The organism is Archangium sp., from assembly GCF_036389735.1.
Classification (GTDB): Bacteria; Myxococcota; Myxococcia; order Myxococcales; family Myxococcaceae; genus Archangium.
On the sequence record NZ_DASVWK010000653.1, the window covers coordinates 1 to 11421 of the forward strand.

General features: G+C 69.4%; 13 protein-coding genes. 7 read left to right on the plus strand and 6 right to left on the minus strand.

Features of this window, described 5'->3' with window-relative positions:
- The 3 genes from VF794_RS22880 to VF794_RS22890 all read left to right on the plus strand — a co-directional run.
- Positions 1-1106 (plus strand): transketolase-like TK C-terminal-containing protein (locus VF794_RS22880; RefSeq protein ID WP_331113799.1); only part of this gene is annotated, 1106 nt, incomplete at its 5' end.
- A gap of 75 nt (positions 1107-1181) precedes the next feature.
- Positions 1182-2309, plus strand: a complete 1128-nt coding sequence (locus tag VF794_RS22885) for an AAA family ATPase (RefSeq protein ID WP_331113801.1) — start codon at positions 1182-1184, stop codon at positions 2307-2309.
- Positions 2306-3166: a hypothetical protein gene (locus tag VF794_RS22890; protein ID WP_331113803.1), complete on the plus strand. Its 861-nt coding sequence runs from the start codon at positions 2306-2308 to the stop codon at positions 3164-3166. Before VF794_RS22885 ends, VF794_RS22890 begins: the two co-directional genes overlap by 4 nt.
- A 5-nt stretch (positions 3167-3171) precedes the next feature.
- Here the strand turns inward: VF794_RS22890 and VF794_RS22895 are convergent, their stop codons facing one another.
- Positions 3172-3726 (minus strand): GNAT family protein, encoded by a 555-nt coding sequence (locus VF794_RS22895; protein ID WP_331113805.1) that lies wholly within the window; start codon positions 3724-3726, stop codon positions 3172-3174.
- A 170-nt stretch (positions 3727-3896) separates the two neighbouring features.
- Here VF794_RS22895 and VF794_RS22900 point away from each other — a divergent pair, with 170 nt between their 5' ends.
- Entirely contained in the window at positions 3897-4301 is a 405-nt protein-coding gene (locus tag VF794_RS22900) for a hypothetical protein (protein ID WP_331113807.1), read from the plus strand.
- Between the two features lie 6 nt (positions 4302-4307).
- Here the strand turns inward: VF794_RS22900 and VF794_RS22905 are convergent, their stop codons facing one another.
- From VF794_RS22905 to VF794_RS22915, 3 genes are read right to left on the minus strand one after another with little or no spacing between them, the layout of a single operon-like run.
- Positions 4308-4901 carry an SRPBCC family protein gene (locus VF794_RS22905; RefSeq protein WP_331113809.1) on the minus strand — a complete coding sequence of 198 codons (594 nt, stop codon included), beginning with the start codon at positions 4899-4901 and terminating at the stop codon, positions 4308-4310.
- Positions 4902-4921: 20 nt separating this feature from the next.
- Positions 4922-5797 carry a biotin-dependent carboxyltransferase family protein gene (locus VF794_RS22910; protein WP_331113811.1) on the minus strand — a complete coding sequence of 292 codons (876 nt, stop codon included), beginning with the start codon at positions 5795-5797 and terminating at the stop codon, positions 4922-4924.
- Positions 5798-7114 (minus strand): LamB/YcsF family protein, encoded by a 1317-nt coding sequence (locus VF794_RS22915; protein ID WP_331113813.1) that lies wholly within the window; start codon positions 7112-7114, stop codon positions 5798-5800. It lies immediately after the preceding gene.
- A gap of 117 nt (positions 7115-7231) precedes the next feature.
- On the opposite strand from VF794_RS22915, the gene VF794_RS22920 reads away from it, so the two are divergent.
- Entirely contained in the window at positions 7232-7843 is a 612-nt protein-coding gene (locus VF794_RS22920) for a hypothetical protein (RefSeq protein ID WP_331113815.1), read from the plus strand.
- Here VF794_RS22920 and VF794_RS22925 read toward each other — a convergent pair whose 3' ends face one another.
- Both VF794_RS22925 and VF794_RS22930 read right to left on the minus strand, forming a co-directional pair.
- A complete protein-coding gene (locus VF794_RS22925; protein ID WP_331113817.1) occupies positions 7844-8458 on the minus strand; it encodes a glutathione S-transferase family protein in 615 nt (204 codons plus the stop codon).
- Between the two features lie 76 nt (positions 8459-8534).
- Positions 8535-9275: an AIM24 family protein gene (locus VF794_RS22930; RefSeq protein WP_331113819.1), complete on the minus strand. Its 741-nt coding sequence runs from the start codon at positions 9273-9275 to the stop codon at positions 8535-8537.
- A 288-nt stretch (positions 9276-9563) separates the two neighbouring features.
- On the opposite strand from VF794_RS22930, the gene VF794_RS22935 reads away from it, so the two are divergent.
- Together VF794_RS22935 and VF794_RS22940 are read left to right on the plus strand one after the other, a co-directional pair.
- Positions 9564-10646: a hypothetical protein gene (locus tag VF794_RS22935; protein WP_331113820.1), complete on the plus strand. Its 1083-nt coding sequence runs from the start codon at positions 9564-9566 to the stop codon at positions 10644-10646.
- 18 nt (positions 10647-10664) lie between these two features.
- The coding region (locus tag VF794_RS22940; RefSeq protein WP_331113822.1) for a TonB-dependent receptor at positions 10665-11421 on the plus strand (757 nt) is incomplete at its 3' end.

An 11421-nucleotide genomic window follows, 5' to 3' on the forward strand; every position in this document is an offset into this window, starting at 1 on the left:
AGCGCGGCCGCACGCTGCGCACCGCGTGGGAGGCGACGTTCGCCGAGTACCAGAAGCAGTTCCCCGAGCTGGCGGACCAGCTCAACCGGATGCAGCGGCGCGAGCTGCCGGCGGGCTGGGACAAGGAGCTGCCCGTGTTCCCCGCGGACGCCAAGGGCGTGGCCACCCGCGAGTCGAGCGGCAAGGTGCTCACCGCGCTGGCGAAGAACTACCCGTGGCTGGTGGGCGGCTCGGCGGACCTGAACCCGTCCACGAAGACGTACCTGTCGTTCTCGGGGGCGATGAAGCAGGGGGACCTGACGGGGCGCAACATCCACTTCGGGGTGCGCGAGCACGCCATGGGCTCCATCATCAACGGCCTGGCGCTGTGCAACGTGCGGCCCTACAGCGCCACCTTCCTCATCTTCAGCGACTACGAGCGGCCCGCCATCCGCCTGTCGGCGATCATGGAGCTGCCGAGCATCCACATCTTCACGCACGACTCGATCGGCGTGGGCGAGGACGGCCCCACGCACCAGCCGGTGGAGCAGCTGCCGAGCCTGCGGGCGATTCCGGGGCTCATCGTGCTGCGACCGGCGGACGCCAACGAGGTGGTGGAGGCGTGGCGGGTCATCGCCCCGCTGAAGCACGACCCGGTGGTGCTGTCGCTCACGCGTCAGGCGCTGCCGACGCTGGACCGGACGAAGTACGCGCCGGCCTCGGGGTTGGCCAAGGGCGCGTACGTGCTGGCGGACAGCGAGGGCCCGCCGGAGGTCATCCTGATCGGCACGGGCAGCGAGGTGCACCTGTGCGTGCAGGCGTATGAGCAGCTCAAGGGCGAGGGCGTGAAGGCGCGGGTGGTGAGCATGCCCTCGTGGGAGCTGTTCGAGCGGCAGGACGAGGCGTACCGGGAGCAGGTGCTGCCCGCGGCGGTGAGGGCGAGGGTGGCGGTGGAGAAGGCGGGGGCATTCGGCTGGGAGCGCTGGGTGGGGCTGCGCGGAGCGGTGGTGGGCATGCGCAGCTTCGGTGCGTCGGCGCCGCTGAAGCAGTTGCAGCAGAAGTTCGGCTTCACCGTGGAGAACGTGGTGAAGGTCGCCCGCGAGGTGATGCAGAAGGCGAAGCAGTAGGGACTGCGGTCAGGGTCTTCCCCGATTCGCCTGGACAGGTGGACGGGGAAGGCTCGGCCCGAGCGGAGGAGAGCCATGGGATTCTCGTTGGAGGTCAAGAACTACCGCGCGCTCCAAGAGGTAATCTGGAGCCCCTCCGGGGTCTGCGCCATCACGGGTCCGAACGGCGTGGGCAAGACGACGTTGCTCTCCTCCATCGAGTTCCTCCGCCACTTCCTCGAACGGGGAATCCATGGGGCAGTCGAGTTCTCAGGAGGAACCGCGAGCATCAAGAACCAGCACGCAGATGCAGAAGCCAACATCCGTCTGACACTGCGCCAGAGCCAGTGTTACTGGATGGTTCATGCTTGGCTAAGATCCCCTCTGATCGCAATCGGAGAGCGGGTGCGGATTGGAGAAGAGGTGGTTGCAGGGCAATATCCTGACGAGAGTGCGGCATTCGTCCAGGAGCGTGAACTGACCGTCTCAGGAGATTCCGTTTTCTCGCACGCCATGAGTCTGCTTCCCGCCAAGCAGCGAGAAGAACTGAAGGGCCTGCATGGGCTCGCATCAAACTTCCGCCTGTACCAGAACCTCCAATTCTGGAGCCTGCGTACAGCCGGCTCGCCCGCCAGCACGGATTTGTATCTCCACTCGGATGGACGCAATGCCTTCTCGTTGCTGCGCAACTGGAAGGCCGGCCGAAAGGAGCATGAAGAGCGCTGGCTATTCGTCCGGGATGGGTTGCGCGAATGCTTCCCGGAACTCTTCGAGGACCTCGAATTCCTCGTGGCAGGACAGACTGTCACGGTCCAGTTTTTCGTCCGGGGTCTCCGGCAGCCCATTGATGTCTACTCAGCACCCCACGGCCTGCTCGTCGCCCTGCTCCACTTGTGCGCCATTGCATCCGCGCCGGACGGTGGTGCCGTAGCCATCGACGAGCCGGAGAACGGCCTGCACCCGTACGCCATCCGGACGTTGATGGACCTGGCGAGGGCCCGCGCTGCGGCCAAAAATGTGACTGTGCTCCTCGCGACGCACTCGCCGGTGGTGCTCAACACCTTCAACACCGAGCCAGAGCGCGTCTACATCATGGAGCCCGGGCACGCGATGCTCCCCATCGCGCTGACCGAGCACAGCAACCCGGAGTGGCTCTCGCACTTCTCGCTCGGAGACCTCTACAGCGACCAAGCCTTCGGAGCGCAGAGGCGTCCACCCAAGTGACGGTCCGAGTCCAGCTCATCGTTACGGGGGACCTTGAGTACCTGGGCCTTCATCTCTCGCTCCAGAAGCTCTTCGCCTCGACCGGCGCGGACGTGGAGTTCCTCCCGCCGCTACAGACCCAGGACTTCACGTCCAACCGCGTCGGGGCACTCCTGCCCAGGGAGCAGGCCACGAAGTCGCTCGCCGCGAAACTCGCCAGGAGCCTCGTGAGCACCGTGTATCCCGGCCGAAGCGGCACGATGCGGGCGGATTACGTCATTGCGGTGGACGACCTGGAGTTGGTCAACGCGGACCAGCCCGAGCATGTCCTGGAATACTTCCGCCATGCCGTGAGGGCTTACGTCGACAGCACCTTCTCCTCGGCGACCGCTCAAGACCGGGTGTATCAAGCGCTCGCCGAGTACGGCTCGTTCCACCTGCTCACCCCCATGGTCGAGTCCTACTTCTTCGGCGAGGCGGCCGCGCTCGCACGGGCTGGGGCCAACCGGGCTCCAAACCGTTTCGACATGGCTCGCGACCTTGAGGACTTCGAGGTGGATGATCCGGCCTATCTGGCACCGGCTCCCTCTGACGCACAATGGAAAGCCGAACCACGTCATCGGCACCCGAAGAACTACGTCCGGTATCTCTGCGACCCGAAAGGCAAGCCGCTGCGTGCCTACCGCGAGACACACGAGGGCCTCGAAGCCCTCCGGGTGCTCGACTGGTCCTCGGTCCTCCGCAACGAAGCACACGCGGCCTTCGCGCGAGCACTCGTCGACGATGTCGCCGATGCGCTGAGCGTTTCCTCACCGTGCCCGGGCACCTGCTCGCCACTCACCGCGCGCAAAGGCGATGGGCTGTTGCGGAACATCTGAACAGTCTACCGGGCCAGGGAGGACACTCCGGCCCGCTTCGCCTCCCACTCGGGCCGCAAGAGTCCCCACACCTGCTGGTCCTTGCGCGTGCCGTCCACCACGTAGTGGCCCCGCATCACGCCCTCCAGCGTGAAGCCGAGCTTCCTCGCCAGTCCCTGTGAGGCGAGGTTGTCCGCCGCCGTCCCCAGCCAGACGCGGTACAGGAACGGCATCGAGAAGAGGCGCTCCACCATCATCGACACCGCTCGCGTGCCGAGTCCCCGGCCCACGTACTCGCCCGAGAGCATGTAGCCCACCTCGATGCGGCCCTGCACGCGCGACAGGTCCCTCGCGGACACCGTGCCGATGATGCGCCCGTCGAGCTCCACCATCCACCGGAAGCCCTTCGCGCTCGGGTCCGTCACGTCGGCGCTGGCCTCGCGAATGCGCTCGAGCAGGCCCTCGCGCGTCGTGGGCTCCAGCGGCAACATGCGGCGCGAGAGCGGCTCGTCACGCATGGCCATCCACACGTCCACGTGCTCGGGCAGGGCGGGTACCAGTCGGAGGTCCGGAGTCTTCATCAGCGAGCACTGTATCGCCCTCGAAGCCACCTCGCCGGACGACCAGGCGCTCGCCGCCCTCGACCGCCGAGCGCCCTGCCAGCCGAGCCCCCGCTGCACCCAGCGAATCCACGCCTCAGCTTCCCGGCCGCGAGACACACGTCGGATTCACGCATGGGGAGGGATGAGACATGACGAAGACCAGGCTTCTGCTGACGGGTCTGCTGGCGGGTGCGGTGGCGTTCGGCACGGCGTGCAAGACGGACACGGCCGCCAAGAGCACCACCACGCCTCCACCCATCGGGGCGAGCTCCGGCGCGGGTGGCGCGGGCATCGACACCCCGGATGAGGACACCAGCCAGAACACCAACCCGACGCCCGAGGAGGGCACGCGCGAGACGGAGCCGGGCGTGCACGAGGGCACCCATCATCCCGATCCCGGCACCGGCGGCGCGGGCCTGGAGCCGGAGCCGCTGGACTCCAGCCTGGAGGGAGAGACCAGCGACGAGCCGCTCAACCCCGGCGCCCCCGCCACCACCCCCGAGGAAAATGACGGGATGATGCAGGACGAGGGCATGCGCGAGCCGCGGGACTAGTCCGTTTCATGGAGTCGCGGGCGCGGCCTGTGCCGCGGCCTCGGCGGCCTCCGCCTCGGCGGCCCGACGCTTCTCCACCTGGGCCTTGAGCTTGTTCAGGCCCGTCTGGAAGTGGTCGCCGAGCATCTTCTCGATGAAACCGACGCCGTAGCCGCCCAGCACGGGCGGCAGCACGCCCTCGTCCACCCAGGTCACCTTCGTCCCGCCACCCTCACGCGTCCACGTGATGGAGCCGTGCGCGTTGACCTCCGTGTCCGTCTCGATCATCTCGTCGATCCAGACGCCCGAGGCCACGTCGCTCTTCGTGATGGTCATCTTCCCGTGCCCCATCTGCGGGCCATCCCAGGACCACCACGCGCCCACGCCGGTGGCGGGGCCGCCGTACTCCCACTTCACCACCGGGTCCATCTCCTTGTTCCACGCGGCCCACGTCGGCCAGGCCTTCAGGTCGTTGACGAGCGGGTAGATGTGCTCGGGCTCGCCATTGACGACCACCGAGCGCTCGACATGCCACGTACGCGGCAGGAACACTCCCACGGCGACCAGCACCGCCACGAGCCCCACGAGCCCCAGGCCCACCTTCTTCAGAACGCGCTTCATGCACTCTCCCCGCGGTCAGGCTACGGATTCAGGGCGGCACTATAGGCCGGGGACTGGCGGCGCCAGATTTCACGCGCCTCGTCCACGCTGACGGCCTGGAACTTCACTGGCGTTCCGGGTCGCCGGGCCGCCAGTCGTCCCCAGTCCGCGCGGATGACCACCGCCACCACCGGGTAGCCCCCGGTCGTGGGATGGTCCGGCCCGAGCACGATGGGCTCTCCCGAGGCCGGCACCTCGATGGCCCCGCGCACCATGGGCCCGGACACCCCGGAGCCCTCGTCGACCTGCGGCAGGCTCGGCCCGCGCAACCGCATGCCCACGCGGTCACTCGCGGGGGACACCGTGAAGGTGCTCCCCAGCAGCACCTGCTCCACGTTCGGGCCGAAGCGCGACAGGTCCGGCCCCAGCACCACGCGCACCTCGGACTCCAGGGGCAACACGGTGGCTTCCTCCACCCGAGCCCCCCCGCCTCCTCCGAGTGGCAGCGCGTCCCCACGCTTCAGCGGCCGGCCCTCCAGCCCCCCGAGCCGCGCCACCAGCAACGTGCCCCGTCCACCGAGCACCTCGGGCACCGCGAGCCCTCCCTCCACGGCCACGTAGCGCACCACCGCCTCGCGCGGCGCGGGCACCGAGACGCGCCCGCCGTCCTCCACCCGCTCGGCCCGGCCGTCCACGGCCACCCACGCGCTCCGCCCGTGCAGGCGCAGCTCCAGCCTCCCGTAACACTCCAGCGCCGCCGCGCCCCACGCGTTGCCCACCGCGCGGTTGCCCGAGGCCAGGCCCTCGGGCACCAGGGCGCCTCCGGGCGGTACCCCGTGGTGCATGAGGCCCGCACGGCCCCCGTCCTGCACCAGCACCGGCCCGCCCACCTCGAGCACCTCCAGCCATGCGTCCATTCAGTCCACCCGCTCGAAGCGCACCCGGTCCCCGAGCCGCAGCCGCGCGCCGGACTCGGGGAGGAAGGGGGTGAAGTCCACGGCCGTGCCCAGCAGGTTCCACCCGCCCGGAGAGGCCACGGGATAGATGGCGGTGCGGCGCCCGGCGAGCCCCACCGAGAGCGCCGGCACGCGCGTCCTCGGCGTGGCGAGCCGGGGCACCGCGAGGCGCGCGTCCACCTCGCCCAGGTAGGAGAAGCCCGGGAGGAAGCCCACGGTGCGCACCGTGTACTCGCGCGAGGCGTGCAGCAGCACCACGTCCTCCACCGAGAGCCCCGAGCGCTCGGCCACCCCCGGCAGGTCCGGCCCGTCGTAGCGCACGCGCACGGTGATGAGCGGGGGCTCCTCGCGAGCTCCCGTCGACACGGCGAGCCGGCCCAGCACGTGCCGGGGGTCCTCGGGAGGCGCCGCCGGGTCGAAGTACACGCAGGCGTGCGCCTCGCCCACCACCACGTCCACCACGCCGGGCTCGGCCTTCAATGTCTCCAGCACCCCGCGCGGCTCCAGGTGCGCGGGCAGGACGAGCCGCAGCGCACCCTCGCCAAGGGACACGGAGCGCAGGGCGAGCACCTCCAGCACCGCGCGCACCTCGCGCGCCATCGCCACCGCGCCCGGCGAGTCCCCGTGCACGCACAACGTGTCCACCGTGCCGCCCATGGCGAGCCGCAGCGCGTTCTCCCGGGCCACCGAGGGGTCACTCAGCACCGCGCCTGGCTGCCCTCGGGGAATGAGCGAGCCATCCGGCCGCGTGCCCCGGTCCGCGAAGCCCTCGCGTGCGTAGGCGAGCCCCGCCTCCCGGGTCGCCTCGCGCAGGGCGCCCATGCCAGGACCGATGAAGGTGACACCCAAGCCCAGCGCCTCGACGACACCAGCCACCACGGCACGGGCGAGCGCGGGCTCCCGGTTGGCCGCGTGGTACAGGGCACCGTGCGGCTTGGCGTAGCGCAGGGGCACCCCCACCTCGGAGGCGAGCCGTCCCAGACGGGTGCACTGGGCCGCCACCTGGGCGCGCAGCACCTCTGGCGTGACCTGGAGCTCGTGGCGCCCGAAGTTCTCGCGGTCCTCGAAGGAGGGATGTGCCCCGGCCCGAGTCCCATGGCGCGCGCATGCCTCCAGGGCCCGACGCATGGTGTGCTCGTCCCCCGCGTGCCCACCACAGGCGATGTTCGCCACCTGGGCGGCCGTGTAGAGCTGCTCATCCTCGTCTGGCAGCTCGCCGAGGTCGATATTGAGGAGGCACTCCGACACCGGGGAGGGGGGCTGGCGCGAGGGCTCCATGGCCCTCCCAATATAGGCGGGGCGTCCCTTCGATGCGTGGGGCTCGAATAAACTCCGCGACCGTCCGTCCAGACGGATGTTCACGAGAACAACATCGAGCTTTCGAGAATGACCCCCATGAACCGTCTCTCTTCCGCCCTCATCGCCTCCCTCTTCCTCGCCGGCAGTGCCCAGGCGCAGGAGGGGCGCAACCGCACCGAACGCGCGCAGGACCGCCAGGAGGTCCGTCAGGACAAGCGCGAGCTGCGCGATGACCGCCGCGACGTGGCCGACCTGGAGGACGTGCTGGCCCGCTTCGACCAGGCCTGGGCGCGGCAGAACGAGCGCGCGATGTCCGCCGTGGAGGATCGGCTGCGCGACCTGCTGCGGCAGGAGCTCGCCGAGAGCCGCGCCGAGCTGGAGGCGGACAAGTCGGAGGTGCGCCGCAGCAACCGCGAGGTGCGCCGGGACAAGGTCTGGGGACGGCCGGGGGCCAACGCGGATGACCGCCGCGACCGGCGGGACGACGTCCGGGACGCGCGCGTCGAGGTGGCCACGCTCCAGACGCGCAGGGCCATCGCCCAGGAGCTGTACTGGGTCATGGGCAGCCGCAACCAGGCGGACCTCCAGCGCGAGCGCACGCTCATCGTGCAGCTCACGGAGTTGGCCCGCCAGGAGGTGCGGCAGACGAAGCAGGAGCTGCGCGAGGACCGCCGCGAGAAGCGCGAGGATCGCCGCCAGCGCCGCTGATTACAGCGCGGGCATGGCCTTGCGGACGCTCTCGCGGGACTCCAGGCGGGCGACCCAGGCCTTCACGTTCGGGAAGGCCTCGAGGTCGAAGCCCATGGCCGTGCGCGGCATGAGGCTGGAGACGATGGAGAAGTCGGCGAGGGTGAGCTTGCCGCAGAGGAACTCCTGGCCGGCGAGCGTCTTCTCCAGCAGGCCCAGATCCCGGCGCACCTTCTCCATGCCGGCGGCGTACTTCGCCTCGTCCTTGGGGCGGCCGAAGAGCTTCGCGTAGACGGTCTCGTTCATCACCTCGCCGGTGGAGACGGCCAGGGTGGAGGTCTGCCACTGGAGCCACTGCTGCACCAGGGCCATGCCCCGCGGGTCGGCGGGCAGCAGCCCGCTCTCGGGCTTCTTGGCGGCCAGGTAGCAGAGGATGGCGTTGGACTCCCACACCACGAAACCGTCGTCCTCGAGCGTGGGGACCTTGCCGTTGGGGTTGCGGGCGAGGAACTCGGGGCTCTTGTGCTCGCCCTTGCCCATGTCCACGGTGACGAGGGTGACGGGGAGGCCGAGCTCGTGGACGACGGCGCGGACCTTCAGAGCGGCACTGGAGAACGGGTGCTCGTAGATTTTCATGGCGGGCCTTCTACCCCCAGAGGCGCGCCCCGAGGAAGACCTCCGTGGGCCTGTCACCGCGAGTGCGGCCCGCCCCTCACCGCGGTGCGGGCCGCTGCCGCTCCGGCGTGTCCTTGAGGCTGCGCAACAGCACCCAGCCCGGGCCCGTCAGCTCCGTCATGAAGAGGCCCTCGCCGCCGAACAACACCTTGCCGCAGCCGCCCACGCCCCGGATGTCGTAGCCCACGCTGGCGGAGAACACCGCCAGGTGCCCCGTGGACACCAACAGCTTCTCTCCCGGCGCGAGCCGCCGCTCGATGAAGTCCCCCGAGCCGTGGAGGAACACCACGCCCGTGCCCGACAGCTTCTGGAGGAAGAGGCCCGCCCCCCCGAAGAGGGCCGCCCCGGGCGAGCGCGCCATCGTCACGCCGATGTCCACCTCGCCCACCGCCGCCACGAAGGCCCCGCGCGTACAGAGGATGGGGCCGCGCCTCAAGTCCCACGTCACCAGCTTTCCCGGTTTGTTGGCGCACAGCAGCACCTCGGCGCCATCCTCGGGGGCCGTCACGTACAGCAGCGCGAGCCCCTCGCCCGCCAGCATCCGGCCGATCGCCCTGCCCGCGTCGCCGGGGATGCGCAGGCGCCAGTCCACCCCCTGCGAGTAGGCCATCAGCCCCCCGCGCGATACCCACACGCTCTCGCCCCGCCTCAACCCCAGCCGCACGCTCTGCGCGATGGAGCCCTCCACCGTCGCCGACACGCAGGAGCCCGCCAGCCGCTCCTCCAGGGCCGCCCCCGCCTCGAGCACCGAGCCCGCCTTCTCGTCCATGGATGACATCCGCTTCACCCTTTCAACGCCAACAATCTCCCTGCTGCATCCAGGCAGGCGTCTATTCCCGTGCCACGGGTATTTGTGGCCCACCTGACTTTACAGGGGGGTGACGCTCCGGTAACAATTCGTAATGCACGCCCTCCTGAGATCGGAAGGCGTGAAGACGAAGGGTCGCGCCCAGTCCCCCCGATCAAACGCGGCCCTTGAACCCAGACAGAAGCCAGACGTGAACGCTCGCGGGATGACGAGCCGGGCATGCGTGTGCGCGCCGTCCTCCCACGATGGAGGCTGTTGATGAGAGTGCAGCGAATGCTGGTGCCGCTCTCGCTCGCCCTGATGGGTCTGAGCGGGTGCAATGTGTACGACCGTTGGGATGGTGGCGAGTTCAATGCCGGCCCGGTCGATGCGTCGAACTTCCCCCCCGAGTACCTGGGCACCAATGCCAACCGCCAGCGCGCGGGTTCCGGCAGCTTCACGGCCCGCAAGGCCATGGCCGGCACGCCGCTGGAGTACTTCCTCTTCTCCATCACGGCCGGGCAGCGCACGGCGAAGGATCCGCTCGCGGTTCGCTCCAACGGCAACGCCGTCTCGGCGGTGCCCACCCCCAGCACCTACGTGTTCGACGGGTGCACGGCTCCCGAGGGCTACTCGTACGACGCCGATCGCGATGACGTGCCCTACGACCAGCAGGGCGCCATCTTCACCCGGCTGCCGACGGCCACGTACGCCGCGGGCGCCGCGCCCACCACCACCTACGTGCCCGTCATCCAGAAGGTGGCGGTGACCGGCCAGGACGTGGCCTGCCAGAAGCTCAAGAGCGAGAAGACGGTGGTGGCCAGCAAGGAGATCCAGGTCTCCCTGACCGAGCCCGTCAACGGCAAGCAGTTCGGCATCCCCGACAGCACCTTCCACGCCTACGCCGTCATCGAGCCGGGCGCGGCCGTGTTCCATGCCAACCTCAAGGACGGCAAGAAGGACCCGGAGTCCGGCGTCGGCCTCCAGAAGTGGGGCTGGTTCAACCAGTACCTGCTGGCCTACCTGGACGGCGGCGAGATCCCCACCACCGAGGTGACCGCCAGCGGCGTGACCACCGTGCGCATGGTGACGCAGAAGCTGTACTACCCGCGCTCGGCGGTGACGGGCGTCACTGGCGCGGTGAGCGTCGGCCAGGGCTACGATGTGCTCGCGGCGAAGCGCGGCGAGCCGGGCTATTCGCCCGTCTGCGAGGTCCTCACCTATGACGCGGGTGGGGCGCTCACACCGGCCCAGCTCCCCACGACCGAGACCCAGGTGCTCGAGCTGTCGGCCAAGGCGAAAACGGCCATCTCGGCCCCCGCGACGGGCGACAAGTACGTGTACTGCCTGCAGGTTGAGTAGCACGCGAGGAAAACGCACATGACTCTCCGAAACACGAAGTGGTTGTCCCTCGCGCTCGCCCTGGCCCTCCCCGGCTCGGCTCTCGCCGTGGGCGAGCTCAACGGTCGTATCTCCGGCAAGCTGCTGGAGGCCGGCACCCAGGCGGCCCTCCCCGGTGCCAAGGTGACCATCACCTCGCCGGCCCTCATCGGCGGCGCCAAGGTGATCGCCACCGCCAATGACGGGTACTTCGAGGCCACCAGCCTCCCGCCCGGTGACTACATCGTCGAGTTCAGCATGGAGGGGCTCAAGCCCATCCGTCGCAAGCTCACGGTGCGTCAGGGCGAGACGAGCCCGCTCAACGTGGCGTGGAACGTCGAGTCGGCCATGGAGGAGACCATCGAGGTCGAGGCCGAGACCACGGGCACCCGTCCCGAGTCCACCCAGTCCGGCACGGTGTTCTCGTCCAACAGTCAGGCGCGCGTGGCCTCGGGCCGCAGCTACCAGAACGTGGCCCAGCAGGTGGCCGGCGTGAGCGGTGGCGCCAACCCGGACGTGCGCGGCGCCAACTCGGTGATGAACCGCTACCTGGTGGACGGCCTGGACATCACCGATCCGGTGACGAACACCTTCTCGTCCAACATCAACTTCGACTCCATCTCCTCCTTCTCCGTCATCACCGGCGGTATGGAGGCGCAGTACAACGCGATGGGCGGCGTCATCAACCTCATCTCGGCCCAGGGCTCGGATGAGTTCCACGTCGACGCCTCGCTCTACGCGAACCACTACAAGCTGT